We start from the raw sequence: 26,274 nt of genomic DNA on the forward strand, positions 1-26,274 counted from the left end.
TGAAAAAAGGCCGGGACGGACCTGCTGGTCCGGCTCCGGCCCGGCGGATGCACTGGCGCGCCAGGCGCCAGGTGTCAGGCTTCAGCTCACGCCATTCTTAACGGGAGACAACTGGCTCGCATGCAGCCGTGCATATGCGCCGCCCTGCTGCAGCAAGGCGGCATGGCTGCCCGACTCCACCAGGCGCCCGCCCTGCATGACGACGATGCGGTCGGCGCTTTCGATAGTCGACAAACGGTGGGCGATGACGATGGTGGTGCGATTGCGCATCAGCACTTCCAGCGCCGCCTGCACCTGTCGCTCCGACTCCGTATCGAGCGCGCTGGTCGCTTCGTCGAGCAGCAGAATCGGCGCGTCCTTGTACAGGGCGCGGGCGATGGCAAGGCGCTGGCGTTGTCCGCCCGACAGGCGCGAACCGTTCTGCCCCGCCTGCGTTGCGTAGCCTTGCGGCAACTGCATGATAAAGTCGTGCGCGTAGGCGGCGCGCGCCGACGCTTCGATTCTGTCCTGGTCCGGGGCCGGGTCGCCATACGCGATATTCGCCGCCATGGTGTCATTGAACAAAATCACATCCTGGCTGACGAGGGCGAACTGGCGCCGCAGGGCCAGCAGCGCGTAGTCGCGCAGGTCGACGCCGTCGAGCAGGATCTGCCCGCCGCTGACGTCGTAGAAGCGCGGCAGCAGGCCCAGCAAGGTCGTCTTGCCGCCGCCCGAGCCTCCCACCAGGGCCACCGTTTCGCCGGCGCGGATGTCGAGCGTGATATCGCTCAAGGCCGTGGGCGCATCGGGATCGTCGCTGTTGTAACGGAAGTGGACGTTTCGCAAGGACAGATTGCCCTGCACGGCCACCGGCGCGATGCTGCCCGGGTCCGGTTCCAGCGGCGTGTCGATCAGGCCGAAGACGGATTCGGCCGCCGCCAGGCCCCGCTGCAGTGGCTCATTGATCTTCGTTAAATTCTTGATCGGCGACTGCATCGCCATCAGCGCGCCCATGAAGGCGACGAAGGCGCCCGGCGTGATGGCGCCGCTTTGCGCGCGCAGCATGGCAAAGTAAATCACGGAAGACAGGGTAATGCCGACGAGCATCATGATGAAGCCGGAATTCATGGCCGAGGTGGCGGCATGTTTGACGGCCAACTGGCGGTTGCGCTTGACGACGTCGACGAAGCGCGCCTGTTCATAGTCTTGCCCGCCAAAGATCTTCACCACGCGCTGGCCGGCGATGCTTTCATCCAGCACGGACGTCAGCTCGCCCACGGCTTGCTGCGAACTCTTGCTCAGGTGGCGCATGCGGCGTCCCGCCAGGGTCACGACGATGGCCACGATGGGCATCGAGGCCATGCAGAACAGGGCCAGTTTCACATCGATGCTGAACAGCAAAATCAGGTAGCCAATGGTGGCGACGGAGTCGCGCACCATCACATTTAGCACGTTCAAGCCCGCCTGCGACACCTGGCTGGCGTCGAAGGCCACGCGCGACTGCGTCAAACTGGTGGTGGTGGTATCGAAGAAGCGGCTGGGCAGGCGCATGATGGTGGCGAACATTTTTTCGCGCAAATCGGCCTGCACCCGGCTCGATAGCCATACGGAACCGTAATCGCCGGCAAAGCTGGACACCATGCGCAGCACGGCCAGGCCCAGGATCGTGGCGGGAATCACCCACAAGTCCACCTGTCCCGCATGCGCGGGCAGGAAGCGGTCGACCCAGCCCTGCAGCATGCCCATCACGCCGGATGCGGGCGCGACCTGCTCGCTGGCCGTCGTGCGCATGGCATCGACGACGTTTTGCAACTGGCGGATTAACAATACATCGGTGGCGGACGCCACGCCGACAGCCAGCAAGGTGGCGGCAACGATGGCGCCATAGCGGCGAAACTGGCCGGCCAGGCGGAAGAACAGGAGGCGACTTTGCTGCATGTAGTTGGAAAAAGTGAGGGTAAAGCGTGATTCTAACCGCTGCCAGACTTACCTAAGCAGGTCGCAATAAGTTATTGTGATTTCTGACTTCCATAACCGACGCTCTGCGGTGTTGCCCGCTGCTAGCAGTGCTCGCACTGCGTCGCAGCGGGCGCCTTGCAGAGCATCCGGTTCTGTTCGTCATAACTTTACAATAATTTCCCACGACCTACTTAGAGCCTGTCCCAGTAGATGAATACATCCCCTGCTGGCGCCCCTCAGAAGCGGGGACTGCGTTGATCGTCGTCGCGTGGCTCGCCACGCGTCCTCCTCACGCCTTGTCCGCACTCCTGATGAACTGCCAGCAAAAGACGCTCCCTACTGGGATAGTCTCTTAGACGAAAGTCGCACCTTGCCGGTGCAGAACCGGCAAGGGCCATGCGCGGGAAATCAGCTCTTCGCTATTGTCCACGCGGCCGTGCCGGCCTTGCAGACTTTCAGCTTGAGGGTTTGTTCCTGGCCCTTGGCGCTCAAGCCCACCTGTACCTTGCGGCAGGTTTGCGCGTCCGTCTTTTGCGTGTCGCTGGCCGTGATCTCGGCGGCGATGCGCACGGAATTGCGCAAGCCTTCATTGCTCCATTGCACGGTTTCGCCATCCTTCTTGTCATTGAGCACGTCGGCGACGGCTTTCACGAAGACCGGCTTGTCATTCTTGTTCAGGTAAGCCATCGGCGTATCGGCCAGGAAACCCAGGCCGACGGCGGAAGCGGAAGCGGAAGCGCTGCAGGCTGCCAATGCCAAGGCGGCGACGATTTTCCGATAGTGTGTACGCATCATGTCCTGCCCTTTAAAGTGAATTCGATAGTAGCTACAGTATGACCCGAAATGACTCCGGATCATACTTTTAACGCAGGCATTCTATATTTGTTTGCGCAAAGCAAGTGTACGCTTGAGCTGGTACCGCGTTGCCTCGCGCCACAAGCTGGCTGCGGCCAACAGCGTTGGCAAGCCCGCACGCCTGCCGCATAATGCGCCCATGTTCAAACTGACTTTTCTCGGCACGTCTTCCGGCGTGCCCACGCGCCACCGCAACGTCACCTCGCTGGCCCTGCAAACCACGCACAACCGCGACTGGTGGATGATCGATTGCGGCGAAGCCACGCAGCACCGGCTGCAGCGTCTGCCCTTGTCCGTGCACGACCTGGTGGGCATCTGCATCACCCACGTGCATGGCGACCACAGCTATGGGCTGCCGGGCTTGCTGGCCAGCGCCTCGATGACGGGGCGCAAAAAACCCCTGCTGCTGATCGCCCCGGCCGCCATCAAGGCCTGGATCGACGCGACCCTGCTGCACACGGAACTATTTTTGACGTATCCGCTGATCCACATCGACGTGGACAGCGCGCCAGTCGTGCATGAGGAAGCGGGCTTGACCATCTCGCGCCATGCGCTGTCGCACCGCGCACCGAGCGTCGGTTATCGTTTCGCGCTGGAAACGAGCAGATGGAAGCTGGACAAGGCCGCCCTGCACGCAGCGGGCGCGCCACCCGGCCCCGCCTGGGGACTGTTGCAGGCGGGCCAGGATGCGATCCTCGACGATGGCACGGTCTTGCACGCCACCGCTTTCCGCCAGACGGAAACGCAGTGCGCCACGGTGGTGATCGGCGGCGACAACGACACGCCGGCGTTGCTGGCGGACGCCTGTGCCGGCGCGCAGCTGCTCGTGCATGAAGCCACCTACACGGAAGCGATGCTGCAAAAGGTGGGCCCCGGCCCCACGCACAGTTCCGTGCAGCGCGTGGCGCAGTTTGCCGAAGCGGTCCGCTTGCCGAATCTGATCCTCACCCACTTCAGCGCCCGCTATCACAATGCGGACGGCATGGCCGAGCTGGAAGCGGAAGCCCGGCTGCATTACTCGGGTGAATTGTTCCTCGCGCGCGATTTCGACAGCTATGAACTCGATGCGGCGGGTGTACTCACCAAGCTGCCGACAAAGAAATCTAGTGGGGATTGACGCCGTACTGCGCCGCATATTCAGCGGCCAGCGCGCGCGCCGCCTGCTGCTGTGACGGCGTGAGGATTTCCAGCAACTGGTCGCGGTTCTTGATCGATTGCGCGCTTCCCGCCTCGGCCGGCATGGCAATCCATGCATACGCCTGCACGTAATCGAGCTCGACGCCCTGCCCTTGCGCGTACAGCAAGCCGTATTCATTCTGCGCCGACAGGGAACCGGCCTCGGCCGCCTGCTTGTACCAGAACGCCGCCTCGGCATAGTCTTGCGGTACGCCATCGCCCTTGCGGTAAGCCTGCGCCAGGTTGAATTGCGACTGGCCATCGCCCGCCTCGGCCGCCTGGCGCCCGTATGCCAGCGATTGCGCCATGTCTTGCACCACGCCATCGCCGCTCGCATACATCAGGGCCAGGTTGGCCAGCGACGGCGGGAAGCCCGCTTGCGCCGCCGCCGTGAACAGTTCCACCGCTTTCGGCACGTCTTGCGTCACGCCATGGCCCTGGTAATACAGGCTGGCCAATAAATGCTGGCCGGCCGGTTCGCCGGTGCGCGCAGCCGCGCCGAATTGTTTAAAGGCCTCGGCGTAATTGCCGTCGTTATAAGCGAGGATGCCCGCTTCATTCAAAGATTCGGGAGAGGATGTCATCAGAATTCCTTAATCGTGGATTTTTTGGCATTGTACACAGCACTGTTCCGCGCCGAATGCACGATAGGAACGGTGTGGCGCATTGCCCAAATCCTGCGTTATGATCGTTCACTGCACGATTAAATCCCGGCATAACGACAAATGCCAGCCCAAGAATATCTCCATGAAACTGATTGTTTTGCTTTTATCCCTGATTTCCACCTCGGCTTATGGCGCCACGCTGCACCTGGACAAAGCCGCGACAGGCAAAGTGCGGCAAGCGGCCGATATCCGCTATGCGAATCACGATGAAAAGCAGACCTACCAGCTGAAAATCGGCAAGCAGTGGATAGCTGGCAGTTGCAGCAGCAGCGGCACGGGCAATTTGCATGCGCTGCTGCTGGACATGAATTTCGACGGCCATGCCGACCTGTGGGTGACCGGTTACACGGATAGCCAGGGACGCGTCCGCTGTTCCGACGTGTGGCTGTGGGATGCGCCAGCGAGGCAATACCGTTTCAACAAGCCCTTATCGGCGATTCCGAATCTGGATATCCGCATCGCCGATCAAGCAATCGCAGGCGGCATCGCCAATTGCGGCTGCGCGGCGCAATGCTTTTATGAAGACAGCTATGCTTGGCAAGCCAGCAAATTAATTACCACCGCCCGGCGCGAACAGGATTGCGAGCGCTACCGGGAATACCGCTTGAATGATAAAAACGACTTGATCATCGTCAAGGATGAAATCATCGATAGCGGCAATCCCGGCCAGCAGGCCATCGAGAATACCAAAGCCTATGACTGGCAGCGCCACGCGCACATCATGCGCAAACCGTGGGAATAAATCCTTCACTACCATCGAACAATGAACACACACATGACGACACATCCAGCATCGATCACTTTCCATGCCGCCAAGGCGGAAGACACCCCGGCCTTCATCGCATTGCGCGGCAAGACGCGGCAAAACGCCATTTCCAGAGAACGCCTGGCAGAAGTGGGCATCACGGCCGACACCTGGGCGGACATGATGCGCTCAGGCAGCCTGCCCGGCCAGGTCTGCCATCATGACGGCCACCTGGTCGGTTACTGCTTTGGCGAGCGCGACACGGGCGAAATCATCGTCCTGGCGCTGCTGCCGGAATTCGAAGGTCTGGGCATCGGCAAGACCTTGCTGGAATTGGTAATGATGGAGCTGCGCGCGCAGGGCCATCAACGGCTATTCCTCGGCTGCTCCAGCGATCCCGCCTCGCGCTCCTACGGCTTTTACCGCTACTTGGGCTGGACCGCGACGGGCGAGACCGACAAGTATGGCGACGATGTGCTGGAGTTTCGCTGGACGGCCTAGCGTCTAGCCCGGCACGCGGCTGGCATCCCACACGCGCAGGATCTGCGTGATGGCAGGTTCAAACACGGCGTAGCCCACGCCATCGCGGGCTTGAATCGCCACGCCCGATAAAAAACTGTCAAACACGGCTGCCAGCGCTACCCCATCCGTCTGCGCGGATAACTCTCCGCTGGCCATGCCCCGCTCGACACAGTTCACGAAGCCGGCGCGCGTGCGCGCGCGCGAAGCGGTCAGAGGCGCGGCCACGGCCGCATGCTCGGCCGTCGGCGCGCTCATGCAGCCGAGCGCCACCATGCAGCCCGGCGGATGCCCCGGCTCGGACTGCATCGCCGCCGACTGGCGCAAGGCCTGCTCGACAGCCGCGCGCGGCGCCAGTCCATCGTCCCACAAACACGCCGTCACGCGTGCAAAGGTATCCAGATAGCATTGCGCCGCCTCGCGGAACAGTGCTTCCTTCGAACCGAACGCCGCATAAAAGCTGGGCGCGGAAATGCCGCCGCCCAGGCTCGCCTTGAGCTGGCTCAAGGACGTCGATTCATATCCCTGCTGCCAGAATAAAAACATGGCCTGCTCGACCGCTGCCTGCCGGTCGAACGTGCGCGGCCGTCCCATTTGCGCCATTTATCGCTCCTTCTCATCTACTCATAGGCCACTTACATACTACTCGATACAGAAGTCGTTGACAACGCAGCGCGCCATCGCCTATATTTATACCGATCGATACATATGTACCGCCACGACGGTCAGGGGCAGTCCTGCGCCTGCCCACTTTACAAGGATGTTTTCCGTGAATCACGCCACACTCACCACCGGAACCAGCGCTGCGCTGGCCGACCGCCTCCCCATCGCCGGCCTGCTGGCCCTGGCCATGACGGGTTTTATCTGCATCGTCACGGAAACCCTGCCCGCCGGCTTGCTGCCGCAAATCAGCGCGGGCCTCGGCATCAGCGCCGCGCTGGCCGGGCAAATGGTCACGGCCTATGCGCTCGGCTCCCTGCTGGCAGCCATTCCACTCACCATCGCCACGCGCGGCTGGCGCCGCCGCAACGTGCTGCTGCTGACCATCATCGGCTTTCTCGTGTTCAATACCGTCACGGCCCTGTCGTCCCACTACTGGCTGACCCTGGCGGCCCGCTTCTGTGCCGGCATGGCGGCCGGACTGGCGTGGAGCTTGCTGGCCGGCTATGCCCGACGCATGGTGGCGCCGCACCAGCAAGGCCGCGCTCTGGCGCTGGCCATGGTGGGTGCGCCCATCGCCCTGTCGCTGGGCGTGCCGCTGGGTACCCTGCTCGGCTCGCTGGTGGGCTGGCGCGCCGCGTTCTGGATTATTTCCGCCCTGACATTAGTCCTGATCGCCTGGGTGCTGGCGAAAGTGCCGGACTACCCGGGCCAGTCCGTCCATGAACGCCTGCCCCTGCGCCGCGTCTTCACGACGCCGGGCGTGCGGCCCGTGCTGGCCGTCGTCATCGCCTGGATGCTGGCGCACAATATTCTCTACACCTACATTGCCCCGTTTGTGGCCCCTGCCGGATTGACGGGACGCATCGACCTGGTCCTGCTCGTCTTCGGTGCCGCTGCCATGGCCGGCATCTGGATCACGGGCAAGCTGGTCGAGCGCCATTTGCGCGCCAGCGTGCTGGCCAGCCTGGCCGTGTTCGCCACGACGGCCCTCGTGCTGGGCATCGCGTCGCACCTCCCTGCCGTCGTCTACCTGGGCATGGCCGTCTGGGGCTTGTCCTTCGGCGGCGCGGCAACGCTGTTACAGACGGCGCTGGCCGACACGGCCGGCAGCGGCGCCGACGTGGCCTTGTCGATGAATGTGGTGGCGTGGAATGGAGCGATTGCAGCCGCGGGCGTGGTCGGTGGCGCCTTGCTGGAAACCTGGGGTGCGGGCGCCTTTCCCTGGGCCATGGTGGCGTTGCTGGTGCTGGCTTTCGTGATCGCCTGGTCGGCCAGCGCACATGGATTCCGGCCAGGACGGCGCAGCGGCAGCGCGCCCGTAGCAAGGCACTGAGGCGACCGTTTAATCAGCCGCCGGCACCGTCACGATGCGGGGCACGTGCCCCGTATGCGCCAGGAAACTGGCCAAGGTGGCATGCGACAGCGCCACGGTGGCCGTGTTGCGCAGCGGATGGGCTTGCACAGAATCAGCTTCCCATACGGCCTGGTCCAGCACCAGTTCCACCGCCTGTGCGCCGTCGTGTATCAGCGCAAACAGGCTGACGGAGCCGGGCGTGATGCCCAGGTGCTGCAGCAGGCGCTCGGGCGAGGCCATGCTCAACTTGCTGGCCGTCAGCAAGCGCCCCAGTGCCGCCAGGTCAATGCGCTTGTCGAACGGCACGATGACGAGAAAATGCCGCCGGCCCTTCTCGTCGCGCACGAACAGGTTTTTCACCATCAGGCCGGACATGGCCGGCACGTGGTTCAGTGCTTCATCGATGGTGTGCACGGCCGGGTGTTCGACCAAGGTGTAGTCACCGGCGCTGCTTGCCAACCAGCGGAACAGGGTTTCTTGCATGGTGATTTTCTCAGCGCGGGCGCGTGTGTGATGGGCAATTGTAGCGCCGCGCCGCATGGTGCGCTTGACTAAGGCTTGCTTTCGTCCTCTTTCTTGTCAGCGGCCGCCAGCCCCCATTCATTCCAGCCTTCGCCAAACAGCTCGATAGGGTGCTGCGTGCGTTCGGAACCATTGCCGCAGCGCATAGCGTCCGGCGGGCAATACTTGTCGCAGCCCCAGCAGATGCGTTCGGGGTTCTTGGGGTTCAAGGGAAAGGGCTTGGCCATGGCGTGGGGATGCAGTCGGTTGAGGTCTCTTCGACGACTCTAGACCTGGCGCGGGGGGCGGTCAAACGAATTTCAGTTGGGAATTTGCTCAAGTCAAGTTTGCGAAGATTGCTGTCGCGGCAGCTGGCATCCTGCGTTCATCCAGGAGACCAGCGAATGTCATTCCCTCTCATAGCTGGTCACCGCATCATTAGCATTACTCTTGATGACCTTCATTATTTTGGCATTGCCTTTATACTTCATAATCGCTTTACCGCGTAGAAAAGGACGTTTCCAGTCGCGCCGTAGACAAGATGCATGCCCGCATTTAACGCTCATCAAGACCGAGGCGGCCAGGTCACGCAAGCAGGCACGCTGAAACTTATCGGATAAAGAACAAATTTGGCAAAGGATTATAAGTATGTTGCTACCGTTACGATTGCATAAACGCGTGTACGCCACCCTTGCTGGCTCCTTTTTTCTTGTTGCGGGTGCCTCATCGGCGTTTGCCAGCACGCTTGACGAGGATCGGACACGCGGTGACATACATGGATTGTTTGAGATAAGGGAGGCTGCGGTACAGTTCATTGCAGCAGAGAATGTAAAAAATGGAACAAAGTGGCAAGCCATGGAGCCGAACCGGAAGATTCTGGTTGCCAAATGTGCGGTATCTCTGCGCGTGAAATGGGTTCCGAAGAGCCATGGCCTGTCTGGACCGAATGTTGCGGTAAGTTGCAACCAGACCGTAAAGCCGACGATGCAAAAGAAGTGGGAAGTGTTCGTCCCCATCAACAAGGGGCCGATGGCGCATACATGAGCACATCGGGGTCATTCCATGGCATTGCACACGAACTGAGGTGCTGGACGTCATAGAAGCTGACTCAACCGAGGAGATAAGCGGAACCACGCGGCGCGGTCTTATCACTGGCACCACAATTTCGCTCCTGAATCGCTAAACTAGTGCAACCGAACAACGGCAGATATAATAATCGACTCAGATTTTATTAATACAAGACCACATGAAAATCAAAATATCATTCATCGCCTCGCTAGGAATGCTATCGCTCATTCAAGCATCACCATCCTTCGCGGATAATATCAACGGGAAAAATCTCTATATACAGCGATGCGCCGTGTGCCACGGAACAGATATCAAGGGAACAGGACCACTGGCGAATAAAAGCAATCCTCCCACGCCTGACCTTACAACCTCCGCCTTCAAAAAACGCCTGAAAGATTATCCGGGCGTTATTGTTTCATCAGTCATACTTCGCCCGAATGGCGACTTGATTCCAAAAACTTTGCGAGAAAATGGCGTAAAAATATCGCCGTACGCATGGAAGGTTCAGGATTTTCGCGACTTGAATCAATACATGAGTGGGGTGATTGCAAAGACTCGATGATTTCCAGACAAGATTGGTGCGTGAAGTTGCCGTTGGAGGATTCAGCGCGGGCTGGGCCGGCAGGCCCGGCGCTTCAAATCTCGCACGCAGGACGCGAAGGCAGCAAACGAACATCGACATTCTTCGAAATATCAAGAGTGCAATAAAAAAGCCAGTCAACTGACTGGCTTTTTTTGATTTATGTTGGACTTTCTTGAAACTGTTTTGCATTGTCACAAATTTCATACCATGCAGGCTTGGAGCCAACATAAACATGAAATTGCATTCTTACCTCAGGGTCATCATCCAGGCAGTTAACCGATATTGGAAATGAATCACTCTCTGAACCAATTTCCCCCAACGACGTTCCGCAGTTTTTGCAAAAAGTTCTTGCATATTTAAAAGGAGGCTCTGGCTCATAGCGTTGAATAAATTCCCGCCCCTCCAGCAAGGTAAAAGAGTTTTTATCAACAAAGGCCAAGGCACTCGCTCCAGCCTTCCGACAACGAGAACAGTGACACATGCCCATCATGCTTGGGGATGATGCCAATTCAAACTTTACTGAGCCACAGCAGCAACTGCCTTTGATCATGAGGTGTCCTTTTTGAAAGTTGACACTGTATTTTTACACAGTACTTCTGGACAGGCAAGGTCCACATGGAGAAATTTTCAGAAGTTAAAGCAGAAGCACCGTGTGGGCGCGAAGAGCCAGATACCGATCAGATACTGACAAAAACTGACAGTCGACCCACGTATGATCGGCAAATCAAAAACTAAAAGGTTACAGGGATAAATCCACCATGGCTACTTTTACGCATTCTTCAGGCCACTACTTATCCGTTGACGATGCCGAAATATACTTTGAAATCATAGGTAATCCGAAAGGGAGTCCATTGCTGTTACTGCACGGCGGCTTAGGCAACCTGACAGACTTCAATGGCATTGCCGCTCAACTTGCAAGTGAATTCAAATTGATTGGCGTTGATTTTCGTGGACACGGCAAGTCGACGCTCGGAAAATCCCGCCTGAGCTATCAACGATATCAAGCAGATGTTGAAGCTATTCTGGCGCACTTGAACATCGATTGTTTTTCCATACTGGGCTTTAGTGACGGTGGCATCACTGCCTTGCGCATGGCCGCTGAAACCCCTGCGCGGATCAAGGGACTGGTGGCTGTGGCGGCTCAAAGTCAAATGGAAGTGGACGACCCGATCCTTCCCATGTTAAGTGGCGTGACGGCTGATTTCTGGGAGACAAAGTTTCCCGATGCCGTCTCCTACTACAGAGAGAACAATCCAGAACCAGACCTTGATGCCTTGATCAAATCGGTGGTATCGCTCTGGACAGATATCAAACACAGCGCTTACCCTGGCAATCTGATCAAGCAGATCACGGCAAAAACGTTGCTGGTGCGTGGCGACGAAGATCATCTTTGTTCGCTAAAGTGCATCGCTGAACTACGAGATCAAATAAAAGGTTCTGCCTTCCTGAACATCCCATATGCGGGGCACGAGGCATACAAAGATTCTCCTGTTTTATTCATGGAGGTGGTGCACGATTTCCTTAGCAATCAGATTCCAAAAACATGTTAGTTGTCTAGTTTCGTGCTGATCCGCATTGGCGACACCAGACGCTTCCGGGTGCGAATTTTTGGTCAATCATTGCTTTGCGAAGGGACTCAGGGCGCGAGGTTCAGATCTGCCATTTTGCACACGGAGTGATGCGTTGAGTGCAGTGCGCGCCCTCGGTGCGCGGAGTTGCCGCGCAGTGGCCGCAAGGAGAGGATTCGAAGGGCTGGGCCTATCGGCCCAGCCCTTCGAATCTCACGAACAGTGTAACCCGTCGCTAGTTTTTAATCCTTCAAAATACTTCATACATTTCAGATGATTACGCGCGATTTCGTTCCGCAATCAGTGTTTTTCTACCGCCTAACAACGGGCTGTTTTCACCGCCCTACACGGACGATGCGGACATCCAATAATCATAAATAAATGACTACGCAAGCTGCAGCTCCCAATATCCCACATCAATCCACTGATCAAATTTACGGCCGACCCGCTTGAACATGGCCACCTTCTCGAATCCCAGGCGTTCATGCAAAGCGACACTGGCGTCGTTAGGCTGTGCGATACCCCCGATAACCACCTGCAGCTTTCGCTGACGTAAATCATCGATTAGCGTGCTGTAAAGCTGCAGGCCAACTCCCTGCCCCATATACTCATGCGCCACGTACACCGTCGATTCGACCGAAAAACGATAGGCGCTCCGCGCACGCCAGGGTGTTGCGTAGGCATAGCCGACTATCTCTCCGTCACGCTCAAAGACATACCACGGCAACTGCGCGCCGACAGAGGCGATACGCTGGGCCATCTCATCGATGCCCACTACGTGCTCTTCAAACGTGATGGTGGAGCTGCTGACGTAATGGTTGTAGATCGTGGCGATCATGACGGCATCGGCGGTAGTGGCAAGTCGAATCATCAGGGGATCCAAATAAACGTGAAGTGACAGGAGGTAGCGCGGCCGCAAGCTGCGCATGGCGCTTTTTAATGGCATTCCAGCAATAACTGATCCACTTGTGCCTCATGGCGCATTGCGCTGGGACGGGTCGCGCAGGAATGCCGGCGAAGGTCCTGTTCCTCCAGAACGCGCCCGCTCCCGTCCAGCGGCCTCGGCCCACCAGGTCAGCTGGGAAAAGGTGCGCTGGATATAGGAAACCCAGCGCGTACTGTCGACTTCGGGCGCAAAGGTACCATCTGCAGCGAAAACAGTGTGTGCGGCCGGGATGTGCACCATGGCTGACACCGGCAAACAACCCAGCTCGGACAGAAAAGCGCGCATGCCCACCGCCGCCCGCACGCCCCCCCACTGTCCTGTCGAATAAGTCACGATGGCACTGGGCTTGAAGGCAAACAGGGAACTGCCAAAATGGTTCAAAAGGTGCGCCAGTGCCGGACTCATCGAATGATTGTATTCGGGGCTGACCATCACATACCCATCGGCGCTGGCAATCTCACTTGCCAGGTGTTCCAACGGCAGGGGTGCCCGCCCCTTTGCATAGGAAAAGTGCGGCTTGAACACTTCACCCAGGTCGTAATCGAGTGGATCGATGAGCACCACATTGTGGCCATCGCGGCCGCACTGCGCCGCGCACGCCTTGGCGACGCGTTCGCCCACGCGCGCCGGCAGGGGTGGTGTGCTGGTGCGAATCGAACCGAGAAATACCAAAATTTTCATGTTGCCCTTTCCAGCCAAGACCTCGGCCGCGTCACACATCAGACGGCGCTTTGTCCGATGGCTTTGATCTCATGTTGAATCGCGTTTTTTTCCAGCATGTGCAGCGGCAAGCTGACGAAGACGTTCATTCGGGTCATTATCTGACGGAACACCTTATGAAATACCGCGCGCTTTTCTTCGTCGGTGCCGATCGCTGCAGCAGGATCTTCAAAACCCCAGTGCGCCGAAAGGGGATGGCCTGGCCAATAAGGGCAGACCTCGCCGGCCGCGTTGTCGCATACAGTAATGATGAAGTCCATGTGCGGTGCGTCAGTAGTTCCAAATTCATCCCAACTCTTGCTGCGCAGTTTTTCGAGCGGATAACCGGTCGCTTCAATTTGTTCGATGGCGAATGGGTTCACGCTGCCACCCGGATGGCTGCCAGCTGAAAAGCCGCGAAAGCGCCCCTTGCCCATAGTAGTGACCAGCGCCTCGGCCATCACGCTACGGGCTGAGTTTCCGGTACATAGAAACAATACGTTGTACACTTTTTCGGTCATGACGACTCCTTCAAACAATGCATGGTGGGTAAGCGGTTCGATTTGTACGTTTGGATTCATACAGCGTCACAGACAATGCCTTGCCCAGTAATGCAAGGTGCACCACCGCAGCAGTTATCGGTCAAGAAACCGACAAGGGCATTCATGTTGTCAACATCCGCTGCGTAGATGACAAAGCGTCCATCCTGGCGCGGCACGACAAGACCCGCGTGCACCAGTTCCTTTAAGTGAAATGACAGGGACGATGGCGGGATACCGATATGTTCGGCAATCTTCGTTGCCGCCATTCCTTGTGGCCCGGCCTGGATAAGCAGGCGAAAGCTGGCCAGACGCGATTCTTGCGCCAGCACAACTAAGGCAGCAATAATTTTTTTGGTTTCCGTATATCCCCAAGTCAATTCCATAATTCCATAATAGTCGAATTATGGAATGAAAGTAAAGCTGTTTATGCCACGCCGCCCCTAAGTTAGGTCGGCTGGATTAACTGTTTGGCCCAGCATTGCGCGCATGGCCGCGCTCGATGCGGCCCTGTTCGAATGACATGTAGGGGCGGCGCGAGGACTACGGCGCGAGGGTCTGGTCCGCCATTCGTACACGAACTGATGCGTTGGCCGTCGTTACAGGCTGGCTCAGTCGAAAAACTGATTAGAACTACGAACGCGCGCCTGCGGCGCGCGATGCTGCCGCGCAGCGGCAGCGGTTGGAGGATTCGAAGGGCGCGAAGGCGCCCTGCTCGCTTCCGCCAGGAAATAGAGAAACCGCTTTCTGAACTGACCCCAGATAGTTGCCCGGCCCCTTGCTGTCGCGCATGGTTTGGCGCAGGTTGTCCACGTCCTGCGTGTTGGCGGCGGCGTCCATCATGTAGAAGACGAAACCGGCGTGCGAACCGTTCTTGTAGTACTTGCGACGGAACAGGGTGGCCGCCTCATTAAGCCAGGCCGATTGCAGCGCGCTCAAGTACTGCGGCACGCCGTACAGCTCTTGGTTCACGTCCGGTTCCATCAGGTGGAAGACGTGGCCCTTGTCGAACTGCAGCGGGCGGCCGCCACCAGCAAAGCCGCCCTGGCACAGCGCGCCGACCACCTCACCCAGGAGCAAACCCATGCGAAAACTGAACGCGACCGTTTTAACGATGACGTGCGCAGCGGCGCTGTGCGCCTGTCAATCCCCGTCACCAGCGGCCAGTGCGCAGCCACTGCAGATTCCACCGCTGCCGCAAGCGATCAGCACCAAGCGCGCGCCGAACTTGACCCGGCGACTGCGGCAGCTCTTGACGCCATTGCCGGCGACGGCGACGACGCCACCCGCCAGATGAACGCCTGCATCGACGTTTACAACACCGTGCGAGACACCTACCATGTACAAACCGAATAGCCTGCGCCAGCACCTGGCCGCCGCCATCCCCGACCTGCAGCGCGACCCCGACCGCCTGCTGGTCTTCGCCGACGAGGGAAACGTGGTGGCGTCGGCCACCGCCTCCCTCTCCTTCGAATACCGCTTCAAGCTCAACCTGATCGTGACCGACTACGCGGGCGACGCGGACGCCATCATGGTGGCCCTGATCGCCTGGCTCAAAGTCCACCAGCTCGACCTGATGGCCAACGAGGAAACCCGCAAGCATGGCATCGCCTTCGAAGTCGATTTTAATAACCATGAAACGGTCGACATTTCCATCAAGCTGGACCTGACCGAGCGCGTGACCGTCAAGACCGGCGAAGCGGGCCGGTTGGACATCAAGCACCTGGCCGAGATACAGCACATGCCGGCCTATGCGGACGAGTTCTGGAAGCTGTACGACGGCGAGACGCTGCTGGCCGAATGGCGCACGCCCGAGGCCAAGGCATGAGCGACGACCTGCATGCGCTGGAAGCCTGGGCCGGCGCCCTGCTGGCCAAGCTGCAACCGGCCCAGCGCCGCGCCATCAATCACAAGGTAGCCATCGACCTGCGCCGCAGCCAGGCGCAGCGCATCAAGGCGCAGCAGGGGCCGGATGGCGCGGCCTATCCGGCGCGCAAGCGGCGCAAGGAATTCAAGGGAAAGAATGGACGCATCAAGCGGCAGAAGGCGGCTATGTTTGCCAAGATTCGCACCGCAAAACACCTGAAAGTGAAGGCGACCGGCGGCCAGATCGAAGTTGGCTTCTTTGGCTGGGCGGCGCGCGTGGCGCATGTGCATCAGTTTGGCCGGCAAGAGCGAGTCAATAAAAACGGACCACTCTGTAGGTATACGGAACGGCAGCTGTTGGGGTTGAGTGAGCGACAGCGAACATTGATACGTGAGACCTTGTTGTCTCACCTTTGAAAGAAAAAGCTACATCAATAAGCACCATTTTTCTCAAAAATTGACAAAAATATTATACTTTACTAACATTGAATTATAGGAATGGGAAACAGCGAAACACAAATTTTTGACCTTAAGCAACAACGCAGACGGTTCGCAGGCGAATTTGCGACAAACCGACACTACGCTGACGTAGCATATTGATTCCATAAAAGCAATATTTCTTGCCTGCATTAATTTCTAGTGATACCTAGCGCACGGGTGTATACATGTTAGGATCGAGCGGCACATCATGAACGATGCGACTACTTTTCAAGTGAAGTCCACGCGAACATACCTTTCCAAAATCGATGGCGCACTTTACACTAACGCTTCCGAACCCCACAACTGGGCCCTTCTCCGCCTTCATTGCTCTTAATGAGAAAATGCTTTTTGCTCGAATATTCGAACACGCCACAAAAATTAAAAAATTAAGAAAACTGTTTTTGGGAAATTCATGCTCGCTACTTACCATCAAAATTAAATATGAAATTAACCATAGAAAATATCGGTTCACTTAAAACTGCCACAATAGACCTCAAAGATATTACAGTAATTGCAGGGGAAAACGATTCCGGAAAAAGCACAATTGGAAAAGTTTTTTTCGCATTGATCCAGGCTTTTTCAAATTACCCAATTCTTTTGCAAAATGAACGAAAACAATATATTCAAAGTCAAATTGAAAGAATATATTTCGAACTTCGGCGAAATTTTGACTTAGCCCACTATCCCGACATCAGAGAAACATTCTCCATATCAAGAACTTTTCGTCGTTCCGAAATTCTTGACGATTCCATACTAATGGAAATGACTATGATGTTAAATCGTCTATATGAAATTTCACCTGAGAAATCACCCATTCTCAAACACTCTCAAGCGCGTCTAGACAATCTTCGCGAATATGTAAGTGTGAAATTATCAGAAAAGGAAGCAATTGCCAACTCAATCCTTAAGGCTCTTCAATCAGAATTTAGTGGTGAAATTGTCAGAAAGCCACAGTCTGAGCCTGCCAGAATAATATTGGCAGATGGCGAGACAACCATTCTCAATCTTTTGCTGACTGATGAAAAGATTTTAGACTTCCAAGGAGAGGAAGAAATTGAATTCAACGATGCAACTTTCGTTGATGGTCCTGCAGTTATACAATTTCATAACGCAATGAGTGGTTTTAGTCCATTAGGTGAGTCTCATCGACAATCGGAATCGATGCCATTTCACACACTTGATCTATCTCAAAAACTAAGGAATGGCGGATTCAATCTTTTTTCAATAGGAAAAGGAGATGCCTTCGAACTCAGCAATACTTACAAAGGAAAACTATATTTTGACAAGGAAAAAAAGAGCTTTCTTCTAGATAAGGGAAGCTATCATATCTCATCGAATAATATAGCATCCGGAGTCAAGGCACTTGGATTGTTAGACATGCTGATCGAAGGAGATTACATTCGTGAGCACACCCTACTAATACTAGACGAACCAGAGACAAATTTGCATCCAAAATGGCAAATAGAATATGCAAAAATGCTATGCAAACTCTCAAAAGCTGGCGCCACAATTTTAATAACAACACATAGCCCATATATGGTTGAGGCATTAAAAGGATATGTGGGAAAATATAAAATTAACGGTGGGTTTTATGTATCAAGACGGAATCCCGCTGGTGAAATAGAATACAATGACTGCACTCGCGACATTACACCAATCATTACTGCTCTATCCGAGCCACTTTCTGACCTTATAGATGAAATTAGCGATGACTTCTAAATCCAAGGAAATTTATGATCACTTAACACTAGATTTCCCTCATGCGCTACAACCGATCACCACATTAAGTAAAAACACTTCAGATAAACGAGATTTTGTTTTATCTACGCACCTGGCATTTAATTTCGACTTAATTCAGAACTATTGCCCAGTACACCCAAACCAAAAAGAAAAATCCCCAGACGCGCTATTTTTTTATGATGATATCTTATATTTCGTTGAATTTAAAGAAGGCGACATAAAAAAAGACGATGTTCGCTTAAAAATCCATGAAGCAATAGTCAGCTTATTTCATTATGCAATAAGTAAAAATATATCTACACGAGAAGAATTTGTAAATCTAGACATCAGGTATGCAATCATAATGCGTCCAACGGTACGCGGGACTCCCCAAAAGTCATTTCTAGATACTCTCGAAGCATCATCGAAATATTTCAATTTGAAAAACTTGGAGGGATTGCTAATAAAAAAAACAAAAGTAGCTTTTCAACCCATGTCCATTTTAAATCTACTAAACAAAATTACCAACGGCGCAGTTTCATCAATAAATGTAATGAATCGAGACCAGACAGCGTCCGAATCTTTTAATTGCACATAGAATTAATTATAGATTTTCATACTATCTCCAAAACCAAAAGCCAGTCAAAAGGTAGTGAAAAATAATTTATCTCATAGTACTCATCGGTAGTTCTTTTTTTGAGACGGCAGTCCTCGCTACCTAGTCGTCCATACCTAAGAAACAAAAGTATATGTATCTTGGGCTGCCGTAGCAGTCGCTAAGTCGCATAACAACCCGCCCCCGCGTGCATCCGCACGCGGACTTCGGCAACATGCACTGCATGAACGCCGACCTGTCCGACCTCCTCCGCTTGCTGCAAAACCTGATCCGCCTGGGCACTATTGCCGAAGTCAAAGGGGCCAAGGCGCGCGTGCGGCTCGGCCCGACACTCACCACCGAATGGCTGAACTGGGCTACGCCGCGCGCCGGCAGCACGCGCACCTGGTCGGCGCCTACGGTCGGCGAACAGGTCATCGTCTTTCCCCCGGGCGGCGACCTGACGCGCGGCATCATCGTGCCGGGGCTCTACTCGCAGGCGTTTGACGCGCCCGAATCCAGCCCCACCATCCACACCACGCGTTACCCCGACGGCGCCGTGGTACAGTACGACCATGCGGCCCACTCCCTGACGGCCACCCTGCCAGGCGGCACTGCCACCATCACCGCCGACAAGGTGACGTCGAACGCGCCCAGCACCATCTGCACGGGCGACCTGACCATCATGAAAAACCAGATCGTCAACGGCGCCACTACCCTAAACGGCGGCGTGAACGCCAAGGCCGGCGCCGCTGGCGGCGTGGCCATGGCCGTGCAAGGGACGATCAAAGCCAGCGAGGACGTGCTGGCCGGCGCCATCAGTCTGGCCAAGCATGCGCACGGCGGCGACAAGTCGGGCGGGCCGCAATCATGATGGGCATGCACGCCGCCACCGGGCGCAGCCTGACGGGCCTGGGCCACCTGCGCCAGTCAGTCACAGACATTCTCACTACGCCGATGGGTTCGCGCATCCGGCGCCGCCGCTATGGCTCCGAAGTGCCCGAGCTGATCGACCAGCCCCTGAACAACGCCACGCAGTTGCGCATCTACGCGGCCACCGCCTTTGCCCTGCGCCACTGGGAACTGCCTCCACTTTAAAGGCGTGTGCCAACTGACGCCCCTCAAAATACTCATTAAAGAATTTTCGAGTAATTCCAGAAAAGGTAGAAGTCTTTGCCCCAAGAGCTTTTGGAGTTTCAGAAACAAGTTCCGCAATATCAAATCTGCTTAGCGGCTGACCAGTCATCATTTGTTTTGGTATAGGTCCCAGCGATTTCCGTAGAGATCCTCAAATACCACGACCGTTCCGTACTCTTCCTGACGCGGTTCCTCACAAAAGTGAACGCCTGCGGCCTTCATGGCAGCATAATCTCGCCAAAAATCGTCTGTGTGGAGGAAAAGGAAAACCCGCCCACCACACTGATTGCCAATAAATACCTGCTGGCTGTCGTTTGAGGCACGAGCCAACAAAAGATTACAATCGCTTTCTGGGTTCGGCGTTACAACCACCCAACGTTTCCCTGCTTGTGGCGTGTCTTCGACCACCGTAAATCCGAGTTTTTCTGTGTAGTACTCGATAGCCCGATCGTAATCGTCGACGACGATAGCCACATACCCCATGCATCTTTTCTGCGTTCTCAAAATTCCAATCCTTCCATTTTCGCCAGCTGGCGGCGAGGGTTTTCACGGCTGAAGCCGAATAACATTCGTACCTACTATGCTACCTACGAATGAACATTGGAACAAAAATTCTTTGCGCACACGCCCCCAGGCGCGACGACATCAAGGTAAGAGTAAAGTCAGCGCCGTCTTGAGCCTGGCGTTGATTTGGCAGATGATGGCATCACACCGCTGGGAAGCGGCATGTTTTTTAAGCTGAGGGGAGCTGCGCGGCGCAGTTCCAGGGCAGGAAGTCGTCGACCGGCTGACCGGATGATCGGCGATATTGGTTGCGCGCCCCTACCATTAGATCCAGGGCGAGCAAATGGCAGTCTGCTGCTATGACCATGGCTGCTCCTCCCCGCTTTTGTCGGCACTGACCCCGCTGTTTTTGTTGGCAATGCCAGCGCCGCGTAGAGATTTTGCTGAAAACAATCGGCCTGGACCAAGCATTCCACCGTCCGTCGCAAATCCAGGGAGCCTCGGGCAACGCTCGATAAGATTAGCCCATCCAATTAATGAAAGGGAAGCTTATGCGCATTCGTCTATGGCTACTGCCAGTCCATGCTTCAAGCCGCGCGCTACGCCTGGGAGCCTTGCTGGGGGTGGCGGCATGTAGCGGCCCCGCCCACGCGGGCGAGTCCGATATAGCCGAGCGTATCGCCAGCGGGCTGCGGCAGCGGGTGGACATCGCAGGCGAGCCGACGCAGACCTTCGATATCCAGCAGCGCCTGCGCCGCTATAAGGTCTCCAGCGTCAGCGTGGCGGTCATCCGCGACGGCAAGATCGCCTGGGCCGGCGTCTACCGCCAACCGTCCGCACGTGCGGCCGACACCGACACGCTGTATCAGGCCGCGTCCATCAGCAAGGGCGTGACCGGCGCGCTGGCGCAGCGGCTGACGGGCAGCAGCAAGCTCCAGCTCGGTAGTCCGGTGGACGCCTGCCTGCGGCCGTGGAGCCTGCCCTCCGGACAGCAAAGCCCCGAGCATCCGGTGACCTTGCGCAATTTGCTCAACCACACCGCAGGGGCGACCGTGTCCGGCTTCCCCGGCTATCCGCCGTCGCAGGCGATCCCTACGGACCTTCAGGTAATCAAGGGCGAGCCGCCGTCGCTCACGCCGGCGGTCGCCATCCAGACCATCCCCGGCGCCGCCCATGCGTATTCCGGCGGCGGCTACACCATCGCCCAAGTCGCCATGCAGCAATGTCTGCGCACGCCTTTTGCGGAGTTGATGCGCCAGCAAGTACTGCAGCCGCTGCGGATGCGGCGCATTCGCGCAGCCATTGCCGGCGGCAGAACACAACCGCGCGCGCGGCCACTACGCCGACGGCAGCGAAGTCGAAGGCGGGGCCTTCGTCTATCCCGAACTGGCGGCCGCCGGCCTGTGGACCACGGCCAGCGACCTGGCGCGCTTCGCCATCGGTGTCCAGCAGTCGTGGAAAATCGGCACGGCCTTTCTGAGCACCACCAAGGCGCGCGATCTGCTGACGCCGGCGTTGAACAATTATGCGCAAGGCTTCTTCGTGGTCGGCGATGGTGAGCACAAACGCTTCATGCATGCCGGCGGCAACACCGGCTTCAAGAGCACCTACGCGATGTATCTCGACAGCGGCAACGGCGTAGTAGTAATGACCGACGGCGACAACGGCAGCTATCTTGGCGGCGAGATCGTCAAGGCGGTGGCGTCTGCCTACGACTGGCCGGACTTCAAACCTCGCCTGGCCCAGACGGCGCCGCTGGACCTGGCAACGGCCACACGCCACGTCGGCATCTACCAGCTCGACAACTTCGAGGGCCGTTTCGCCAACCGCTACGAACTGCGCTTCGACGGCAAGGACTGGACGATGGTGATGCCGGACATCGGCGCCACCCGGCTGGTGCCGACCGGAAAAACGAGCCTGGTGTGCCCCGAGACCGGCGACATCATCGAACTGATGCAGGATGGCGCCCAAGACCTGCTGTTAATCGGGGGGCGCAAGGCCCACCGCAGCCCGGACAGCTGAATCGGCAACGGTAGCGCCAACTCGGCAAGAGCGTACGAGGCGGTGCTGGCAAGCTACGCTCACGACGAGCATCCAGACTAGTTGCGGAAATCACTTCCGCAACTAGTCACCTTAAGAAAAGAAAAATTATTGTCTTTTTGGTAAAATAGATCTAAAAACAAGGACTTATTCCATAGTTCTGGCGGAAGCGGTGTACCGCGATTATCTCAGCTTTATGCGCCTTTTAAGCCGCCATACGCCAATCGTACCTACTCTACCTACGCATGAAAATCGGCACAAAAAGTCTTTGCGTACCCGACTGCGAGGGAATCATAGTGGTTGGCACATATTATCGAGCAAGCGAAAATAGCTCGATTTCAACGCTGAGCGGGCAATAAAATCAATTGGCAAGTTGCTTCGTTCTCCAGCGCATTAAATCGACTTCGCACGAATTTAAAAGATCTCCAGCGCCGGAGCCTCCCATCACAGAGTCGCCGACCCACCGGCACTGCGCAACCTTGAAGCTCTCGAAAGCTTTCTGAGAATTGCGCAACGAGGTCAGGGCTTTGACAGTCGCACTTGAATCAATTTCCTTTGTATTCGCCTCCAATTTTTGGTAGGCGCTATTCATTTGCGACTTGGCTTCCCGACGTTTCCCCTCAAGGCAAGACTGCAACGCTGTCCGGGGTTGATCGCCAATAGCGCTGTAGCACTCGTTCAACGCCCCAACCGGAGCGTTGCTGGTCACCGTAGCTTTTGCAGCGACGGTAGCAGAAGTAGTTGCAATATCGATCGCGCCATTTGTCATTGCACTCATGTCAGGTTTAGCGGGCACTTGAGCATTTGCCAAACCAATAGCGAACACAGTTGTGATAACGACCGCAGAAATGAGTTTACTCATATGTATTTATCCTTTGTAAAAACGTGCAACGCAGCGCTACCTACGACTTTCCGCAAGCAGGGAGCTGCAAGGTGTTGGCTGTGAAGCTAGTGACGAAAAATCGCGGCAACAGAACGCAGAGGGATCACTTCGTATGCTTGACAAACGAATGCCTGCAGGGTGCCGTCAAACGGTGCACAGCCTGGAATTGTCCAAAGAGTGTCTCGTACAGCGGCTCGTCTCCTAGTACGCCCGACTGACCGCCAAGAGACAGGCTTATTTCACTTCCAATATACATCACACGCGGACTCAAGCTGTGTACACATGGCATTGATTGGGGCGCGACGGTCTTGGGGCGCGAGAGTCTGGTCCGCCACTCGGACACGGACTGATGCGTTGGGTGGCGTGGAAGGTGGCTCAGTTGGAGACCTAATGAGAACTACGAACGCGCGCCCACGGCGCGCGGAGCTGCCGCGCAGCGGCAGCAGGTGGAGGATTCGGGGCGGGCTGGGCCGGTAGGCCCAGCCCTTCGAATCTCACACGCAGGGCGCGAAGGCGCCCTGCCCGCTTCCGCCAGGCAATAAAAAACCGCCCGAAGGCGGTTTCTTTATTTCCTGGCGGAAGCGGTGTAAGGCGAATAACCAATGTTTATGCGGCTTACAAGAGCAAAATAGCAATTGTACCTACCTAGCTACCTACGCACGGGAATAGGTAAAAAAGTCTTTGCATACAGCCCCCACCCACCCGACGACATCAAGAAAGAACACACTTGGGCGCTTTTGATTAGATACATGGCATGCAACCGCAATGCCATACTTGCCGATCTTGCCTCATCTATGCTCTACTGTTCAAACTAATAGGGAGACGTGGATGTCGGATTATGATTTTAAGACTTTGAATGATAAAGAATTTGAGATCTTCTGCTGCGATTTGCTTGGTGCTCATCTAGGTTTCAGGATTGAACGTTTTAAACCTGGGAAGGACTTAGGGGTTGACGGAAGATTCTTCGCCTCCGATGGCGCAGAAGTAATACTTCAATGCAAGCACTGGGCCAATACCCCTACGGCTCAGCTTATCAGAGCATTGAAGGACACGGAAAATCAAAAAATAAAAAAACTAAATCCAAGTCGCTATATATTAGCAGTATCAAATAAATTATCAAGATCCGACAAAAAATCAATAGCATTAGCGCTTTCCCCACATCTTCTATCTGAAAATGACATATTCGGCTGCGAAGACTTAAACGACATAATAAAGCAGCATGCAGGCATCGAACGCAATCATTACAAACTCTGGATGACTACAACCGAAGTTTTGTTAAATTTAATTAACAACGCAATTGTAGGGCGAAGTAAGAGTGAGTTAGACGCAATCCAAGATAGGTTTCTTCGCTATGTTAAAACGTCCAATCATCAACTTGCATTAGAAAAATTAGATCAACTGCACGCCATCATCATAACTGGAGAGCCTGGGATCGGAAAAACTACGCTTGCGGGGCAGATTTGCCTCGATTACGCAGCTCAAGGCTACCAATTCATAAAAATGAGTGATGACATTTTTGAAGCTGAAGCAGTTTGCGATCAGGACTCAAAACAAATCTATTTTTTTGATGATTTTCTCGGGCGAAATTACTTAGAAGCGCTCAATGGACATGAAGGATCAAAAATTACTGCCTTCATTAGGAGAATTTCCACAAGCAAAAATAAGAGGTTCGTTTTAACTTCTCGCAGCACCATATTAAGTCAGGGGAAATTTCTAATAGATCTACTTAGACATAATAAAACTGAGAGAAACGAATTTGAAATGAGCATCCACCGGCTTAGCGATTTAGATAAGGCCAAAATTTTGTACAATCACGTTTGGTTCTCTGGCTTACAACAAGAATACATAGATATCATTCATGAAAATGAAAATTACTTAGAGATTGTAAAGCATAAAAATTTCAATCCTCGACTCATCAGTTATGTAACTGACCCCTATAGATTATCAGACATTCTCAGTGAGAACTATTGGAAATTCATTTCCGGATCGCTTGACAATCCTTCCGAAATATGGGCGCATCCATTTGATGCGCAGCAAGATGATTTTACACGAGCAATAATCATTTTAGTCTCCATGAATGGGCGTCGCATAAATGAGAGTAGGCTTGCCGACGCATATTATGAATATATAGCCTTTCCCGAGAATAACACGATGAAAGGCAGGCGGGATTTCTATTCAAATATGGAGTTATTAACAGGATCATTTTTAAATCGATTCGTGGATCGGGATGGAGAGATTCAATTCGATTTATTTAATCCATCCATCGGTGATTTTATAATTAAAAGATACTCAAAAGATAAGTCGATTCTTAGATTATCATTTATCTCATTGAAAACAGTTGATTCTATAACGGCATTTTTTGGGTTATTCCGAGAGATGAAAATACGAGACGCGGTTTCGCAGGAAATAGTCTGCTCAGCTCTCAAAGCAGCTTCAAATAAGGAGTATGATGGGTACTCCCTTGGCTATCTTCTTGATTTATCAAGCTCTACCATAATAAAATGGGAGGATAGTTCAATATTCTCACCTACCCTTCGAAATCTGTGTAAGCATGTGCAATCCAATTTAGATAGTGTGCGACTATCCGAGAATTTGCTTACTTTATTTTTCTGGGCGGTTATTAATGACGCCATACCTCAAGCTGACATTGCAGATTATCTTAAAGATAATTTTGGATCTGTTACAGAAGATGGCGAAATAACAGCGTGTTGGGAATTAATCGAAATTTTAAGTTTATATGATGAAACGAAGGAAGAATTTCGCGAGCTTTTTAGTGAAGCGCTCAGAGAAACAATTTTGGACAATTTGTCAGCCTTCGTTGACATTACTGAAGCTTTTTCCCGTTGCGACTATGATGAGTCTTCAAAAGCAACTAGTAGGCTCGCAGAAATTATTTCTGACAAGCTCTCTGAGCTAGGGTTACCAGAAGAGTTCATTGATGCCTCTGATATAGCGAAAGACTATGATATTAAAAGTGAAATGGATGATTATTTCAGGAACTCATACATACCTAGTCATCAGGTAAATGAAATAAATTATCGGCCAAGTGAGGCGAAGTCACCAGATGATCCAATTCATGATTTATTTAATCGAAGCTAAGAAAATTTGAGATTGGCAGAGTGTTTTTTCTCCATTATTCATGAATGGCAGGCTATTAGCTATGTTCGTTTAATTGAATAGGTTCGCATAAGGACGCGAGGGTCAGGTCCGCCATTCAGACACGGGCTGATG

Annotated in this window: 28 protein-coding genes and 2 pseudogenes; 16 read left to right on the forward strand and 14 right to left on the reverse strand. The window is 54.8% G+C overall.

Annotated features, from left to right (window positions below):
* Positions 1-81 precede the first annotated feature (81 nt).
* The gene (gene msbA / locus CLU93_RS03925) at positions 82-1,917 is read right to left on the reverse strand and encodes a lipid A export permease/ATP-binding protein MsbA (RefSeq protein WP_099760078.1); all 1,836 of its coding nucleotides are present in this window, start codon (positions 1,915-1,917) and stop codon (positions 82-84) included.
* A gap of 429 nt (positions 1,918-2,346) precedes the next feature.
* Positions 2,347-2,733 (reverse strand): hypothetical protein, encoded by a 387-nt coding sequence (locus CLU93_RS03930; RefSeq protein WP_143451692.1) that lies wholly within the window; start codon positions 2,731-2,733, stop codon positions 2,347-2,349.
* A 112-nt stretch (positions 2,734-2,845) separates the two neighbouring features.
* Here CLU93_RS03930 and CLU93_RS03935 point away from each other — a divergent pair, with 112 nt between their 5' ends.
* A complete protein-coding gene (locus CLU93_RS03935) occupies positions 2,846-3,910 on the forward strand; it encodes a ribonuclease Z (RefSeq protein WP_257224874.1) in 1,065 nt (354 codons plus the stop codon).
* On the opposite strand, the gene CLU93_RS03940 is transcribed toward CLU93_RS03935, so the two are convergent.
* Positions 3,897-4,553, reverse strand: a complete 657-nt coding sequence (locus tag CLU93_RS03940; protein WP_099760080.1) for a tetratricopeptide repeat protein — start codon at positions 4,551-4,553, stop codon at positions 3,897-3,899. The genes CLU93_RS03935 and CLU93_RS03940 overlap by 14 nt on opposite strands.
* A gap of 163 nt (positions 4,554-4,716) precedes the next feature.
* Between CLU93_RS03940 and CLU93_RS03945 the strand changes: the two genes are divergently transcribed.
* On the forward strand, positions 4,717-5,376 hold the full coding sequence (locus tag CLU93_RS03945; RefSeq protein WP_099760081.1) for an XAC2610-related protein: 660 nt from the start codon (positions 4,717-4,719) through the stop codon (positions 5,374-5,376).
* A gap of 33 nt (positions 5,377-5,409) precedes the next feature.
* Complete coding sequence (locus tag CLU93_RS03950) at positions 5,410-5,880, forward strand: GNAT family N-acetyltransferase (protein ID WP_099760082.1); 471 nt, start codon at positions 5,410-5,412, stop codon at positions 5,878-5,880.
* A gap of 3 nt (positions 5,881-5,883) precedes the next feature.
* Here the strand turns inward: CLU93_RS03950 and CLU93_RS03955 are convergent, their stop codons facing one another.
* Positions 5,884-6,501, reverse strand: coding sequence for a TetR/AcrR family transcriptional regulator (locus CLU93_RS03955; protein WP_099760083.1), 618 nt, complete (start codon positions 6,499-6,501; stop codon positions 5,884-5,886).
* A gap of 157 nt (positions 6,502-6,658) precedes the next feature.
* On the opposite strand from CLU93_RS03955, the gene CLU93_RS03960 reads away from it, so the two are divergent.
* The gene (locus tag CLU93_RS03960) at positions 6,659-7,894 is read left to right on the forward strand and encodes an MFS transporter (RefSeq protein WP_099760084.1); all 1,236 of its coding nucleotides are present in this window, start codon (positions 6,659-6,661) and stop codon (positions 7,892-7,894) included.
* Positions 7,895-7,903: 9 nt separating this feature from the next.
* Here CLU93_RS03960 and CLU93_RS03965 read toward each other — a convergent pair whose 3' ends face one another.
* Together CLU93_RS03965 and CLU93_RS03970 are read right to left on the reverse strand one after the other, a co-directional pair.
* Entirely contained in the window at positions 7,904-8,398 is a 495-nt protein-coding gene (locus tag CLU93_RS03965) for a prolyl-tRNA synthetase associated domain-containing protein (protein ID WP_099760085.1), read from the reverse strand.
* 68 nt (positions 8,399-8,466) lie between these two features.
* Positions 8,467-8,664, reverse strand: a complete 198-nt coding sequence (locus CLU93_RS03970) for a DUF3079 domain-containing protein (protein WP_099760086.1) — start codon at positions 8,662-8,664, stop codon at positions 8,467-8,469.
* A 430-nt stretch (positions 8,665-9,094) separates the two neighbouring features.
* On the opposite strand from CLU93_RS03970, the gene CLU93_RS03975 reads away from it, so the two are divergent.
* Positions 9,095-9,460, forward strand: a complete 366-nt coding sequence (locus CLU93_RS03975; RefSeq protein WP_143451693.1) for a hypothetical protein — start codon at positions 9,095-9,097, stop codon at positions 9,458-9,460.
* Positions 9,461-9,662: 202 nt separating this feature from the next.
* Positions 9,663-10,046: a c-type cytochrome gene (locus CLU93_RS03980; protein WP_099760088.1), complete on the forward strand. Its 384-nt coding sequence runs from the start codon at positions 9,663-9,665 to the stop codon at positions 10,044-10,046.
* Positions 10,047-10,224: 178 nt separating this feature from the next.
* Here CLU93_RS03980 and CLU93_RS03985 read toward each other — a convergent pair whose 3' ends face one another.
* Positions 10,225-10,617 (reverse strand): GFA family protein, encoded by a 393-nt coding sequence (locus CLU93_RS03985; protein ID WP_099760089.1) that lies wholly within the window; start codon positions 10,615-10,617, stop codon positions 10,225-10,227.
* 208 nt (positions 10,618-10,825) lie between these two features.
* Between CLU93_RS03985 and CLU93_RS03990 the strand changes: the two genes are divergently transcribed.
* A complete protein-coding gene (locus CLU93_RS03990; RefSeq protein ID WP_099760090.1) occupies positions 10,826-11,617 on the forward strand; it encodes an alpha/beta fold hydrolase in 792 nt (263 codons plus the stop codon).
* Between the two features lie 403 nt (positions 11,618-12,020).
* Here CLU93_RS03990 and CLU93_RS03995 read toward each other — a convergent pair whose 3' ends face one another.
* The 5 genes and pseudogenes from CLU93_RS03995 to CLU93_RS04015 all read right to left on the reverse strand — a co-directional run.
* A complete protein-coding gene (locus CLU93_RS03995) occupies positions 12,021-12,506 on the reverse strand; it encodes an arsinothricin resistance N-acetyltransferase ArsN1 family B (protein ID WP_099764226.1) in 486 nt (161 codons plus the stop codon).
* A gap of 102 nt (positions 12,507-12,608) precedes the next feature.
* On the reverse strand, positions 12,609-13,262 hold the full coding sequence (locus CLU93_RS04000) for an NADPH-dependent FMN reductase (protein ID WP_099764227.1): 654 nt from the start codon (positions 13,260-13,262) through the stop codon (positions 12,609-12,611).
* Between the two features lie 38 nt (positions 13,263-13,300).
* A complete protein-coding gene (locus CLU93_RS04005; protein ID WP_071078820.1) occupies positions 13,301-13,801 on the reverse strand; it encodes an arsenate reductase ArsC in 501 nt (166 codons plus the stop codon).
* A 56-nt stretch (positions 13,802-13,857) separates the two neighbouring features.
* Positions 13,858-14,205 carry an ArsR/SmtB family transcription factor gene (locus CLU93_RS04010; protein ID WP_099760091.1) on the reverse strand — a complete coding sequence of 116 codons (348 nt, stop codon included), beginning with the start codon at positions 14,203-14,205 and terminating at the stop codon, positions 13,858-13,860.
* Positions 14,206-14,527: 322 nt separating this feature from the next.
* Positions 14,528-14,839, reverse strand: a pseudogene (locus CLU93_RS04015) (phage portal protein); the annotation flags it as partial.
* Here CLU93_RS04015 and CLU93_RS04020 point away from each other — a divergent pair.
* The 7 genes from CLU93_RS04020 (at position 14,816) to CLU93_RS04045 (ending at position 19,577) form a co-directional block, all read left to right on the forward strand.
* Positions 14,816-15,175, forward strand: coding sequence for a lysis system i-spanin subunit Rz (locus CLU93_RS04020; protein WP_180287802.1), 360 nt, complete (start codon positions 14,816-14,818; stop codon positions 15,173-15,175). The pseudogene CLU93_RS04015 and the gene CLU93_RS04020 overlap by 24 nt on opposite strands.
* A complete protein-coding gene (locus tag CLU93_RS04025) occupies positions 15,159-15,647 on the forward strand; it encodes a phage tail protein (protein WP_099760092.1) in 489 nt (162 codons plus the stop codon). Before CLU93_RS04020 ends, CLU93_RS04025 begins: the two co-directional genes overlap by 17 nt.
* Positions 15,644-16,102: a phage virion morphogenesis protein gene (locus CLU93_RS04030; RefSeq protein WP_099760093.1), complete on the forward strand. Its 459-nt coding sequence runs from the start codon at positions 15,644-15,646 to the stop codon at positions 16,100-16,102. Before CLU93_RS04025 ends, CLU93_RS04030 begins: the two co-directional genes overlap by 4 nt.
* A 504-nt stretch (positions 16,103-16,606) precedes the next feature.
* Positions 16,607-17,884 (forward strand): AAA family ATPase, encoded by a 1,278-nt coding sequence (locus tag CLU93_RS04035; RefSeq protein WP_099760094.1) that lies wholly within the window; start codon positions 16,607-16,609, stop codon positions 17,882-17,884.
* Complete coding sequence (locus tag CLU93_RS27785) at positions 17,874-18,482, forward strand: hypothetical protein (RefSeq protein ID WP_143451694.1); 609 nt, start codon at positions 17,874-17,876, stop codon at positions 18,480-18,482. Before CLU93_RS04035 ends, CLU93_RS27785 begins: the two co-directional genes overlap by 11 nt.
* A gap of 241 nt (positions 18,483-18,723) precedes the next feature.
* Positions 18,724-19,353: a phage baseplate assembly protein V gene (locus CLU93_RS04040; RefSeq protein ID WP_099760095.1), complete on the forward strand. Its 630-nt coding sequence runs from the start codon at positions 18,724-18,726 to the stop codon at positions 19,351-19,353.
* Positions 19,350-19,577, forward strand: a complete 228-nt coding sequence (locus tag CLU93_RS04045) for a GPW/gp25 family protein (RefSeq protein ID WP_180287803.1) — start codon at positions 19,350-19,352, stop codon at positions 19,575-19,577. Before CLU93_RS04040 ends, CLU93_RS04045 begins: the two co-directional genes overlap by 4 nt.
* Positions 19,578-19,724: 147 nt before the next feature.
* On the opposite strand, the gene CLU93_RS04050 is transcribed toward CLU93_RS04045, so the two are convergent.
* Complete coding sequence (locus tag CLU93_RS04050; RefSeq protein WP_208624553.1) at positions 19,725-20,099, reverse strand: VOC family protein; 375 nt, start codon at positions 20,097-20,099, stop codon at positions 19,725-19,727.
* A 572-nt stretch (positions 20,100-20,671) separates the two neighbouring features.
* Between CLU93_RS04050 and CLU93_RS04055 the strand changes: the two are divergent.
* Positions 20,672-22,142 (forward strand): annotated as a pseudogene (locus CLU93_RS04055) (serine hydrolase domain-containing protein).
* 379 nt (positions 22,143-22,521) lie between these two features.
* On the opposite strand, the gene umoC reads toward CLU93_RS04055, so the two are convergent.
* Positions 22,522-23,022 (reverse strand): lysozyme inhibitor LprI family protein, encoded by a 501-nt coding sequence (gene umoC, locus CLU93_RS04065; RefSeq protein WP_099760098.1) that lies wholly within the window; start codon positions 23,020-23,022, stop codon positions 22,522-22,524.
* 849 nt (positions 23,023-23,871) lie between these two features.
* On the opposite strand from umoC, the gene CLU93_RS04070 reads away from it, so the two are divergent.
* Entirely contained in the window at positions 23,872-26,142 is a 2,271-nt protein-coding gene (locus CLU93_RS04070; protein WP_180287805.1) for a restriction endonuclease, read from the forward strand.
* Positions 26,143-26,274 lie beyond the last annotated feature (132 nt).

The organism is Janthinobacterium sp. 35, assembly GCF_002754575.1.
Lineage (GTDB): Bacteria > Pseudomonadota > Gammaproteobacteria > Burkholderiales > Burkholderiaceae_D > Janthinobacterium > Janthinobacterium tructae.

Coding starts and splice junctions, on each gene's coding strand:
- CLU93_RS03970 (WP_099760086.1), bottom strand. CDS start 8,664: ATGGCCAAGCCCTTTCCCTTGAACCCCAAGAACCCCGAACGCATCTGC.
- CLU93_RS04045 (WP_180287803.1), top strand. CDS start 19,350: ATGATGGGCATGCACGCCGCCACCGGGCGCAGCCTGACGGGCCTGGGC.
- CLU93_RS03985 (WP_099760089.1), bottom strand. CDS start 10,617: ATGATCAAAGGCAGTTGCTGCTGTGGCTCAGTAAAGTTTGAATTGGCA.
- CLU93_RS27785 (WP_143451694.1), top strand. CDS start 17,874: ATGACTTCTAAATCCAAGGAAATTTATGATCACTTAACACTAGATTTC.
- CLU93_RS03960 (WP_099760084.1), top strand. CDS start 6,659: ATGTTTTCCGTGAATCACGCCACACTCACCACCGGAACCAGCGCTGCG.
- CLU93_RS03940 (WP_099760080.1), bottom strand. CDS start 4,553: ATGACATCCTCTCCCGAATCTTTGAATGAAGCGGGCATCCTCGCTTAT.
- umoC (WP_099760098.1), bottom strand. CDS start 23,022: ATGAGTAAACTCATTTCTGCGGTCGTTATCACAACTGTGTTCGCTATT.
- CLU93_RS04005 (WP_071078820.1), bottom strand. CDS start 13,801: ATGACCGAAAAAGTGTACAACGTATTGTTTCTATGTACCGGAAACTCA.
- msbA (WP_099760078.1), bottom strand. CDS start 1,917: ATGCAGCAAAGTCGCCTCCTGTTCTTCCGCCTGGCCGGCCAGTTTCGC.
- CLU93_RS04025 (WP_099760092.1), top strand. CDS start 15,159: ATGTACAAACCGAATAGCCTGCGCCAGCACCTGGCCGCCGCCATCCCC.
- CLU93_RS04010 (WP_099760091.1), bottom strand. CDS start 14,205: ATGGAATTGACTTGGGGATATACGGAAACCAAAAAAATTATTGCTGCC.
- CLU93_RS04070 (WP_180287805.1), top strand. CDS start 23,872: ATGTCGGATTATGATTTTAAGACTTTGAATGATAAAGAATTTGAGATC.
- CLU93_RS03945 (WP_099760081.1), top strand. CDS start 4,717: ATGAAACTGATTGTTTTGCTTTTATCCCTGATTTCCACCTCGGCTTAT.
- CLU93_RS03990 (WP_099760090.1), top strand. CDS start 10,826: ATGGCTACTTTTACGCATTCTTCAGGCCACTACTTATCCGTTGACGAT.
- CLU93_RS04050 (WP_208624553.1), bottom strand. CDS start 20,099: ATGGGGTATGTGGCTATCGTCGTCGACGATTACGATCGGGCTATCGAG.
- CLU93_RS03930 (WP_143451692.1), bottom strand. CDS start 2,733: ATGATGCGTACACACTATCGGAAAATCGTCGCCGCCTTGGCATTGGCA.
- CLU93_RS03965 (WP_099760085.1), bottom strand. CDS start 8,398: ATGCAAGAAACCCTGTTCCGCTGGTTGGCAAGCAGCGCCGGTGACTAC.
- CLU93_RS03995 (WP_099764226.1), bottom strand. CDS start 12,506: ATGATTCGACTTGCCACTACCGCCGATGCCGTCATGATCGCCACGATC.
- CLU93_RS04000 (WP_099764227.1), bottom strand. CDS start 13,262: ATGAAAATTTTGGTATTTCTCGGTTCGATTCGCACCAGCACACCACCC.
- CLU93_RS03950 (WP_099760082.1), top strand. CDS start 5,410: ATGACGACACATCCAGCATCGATCACTTTCCATGCCGCCAAGGCGGAA.
- CLU93_RS03980 (WP_099760088.1), top strand. CDS start 9,663: ATGAAAATCAAAATATCATTCATCGCCTCGCTAGGAATGCTATCGCTC.
- CLU93_RS04035 (WP_099760094.1), top strand. CDS start 16,607: ATGAAATTAACCATAGAAAATATCGGTTCACTTAAAACTGCCACAATA.
- CLU93_RS04040 (WP_099760095.1), top strand. CDS start 18,724: ATGAACGCCGACCTGTCCGACCTCCTCCGCTTGCTGCAAAACCTGATC.
- CLU93_RS04030 (WP_099760093.1), top strand. CDS start 15,644: ATGAGCGACGACCTGCATGCGCTGGAAGCCTGGGCCGGCGCCCTGCTG.
- CLU93_RS03955 (WP_099760083.1), bottom strand. CDS start 6,501: ATGGCGCAAATGGGACGGCCGCGCACGTTCGACCGGCAGGCAGCGGTC.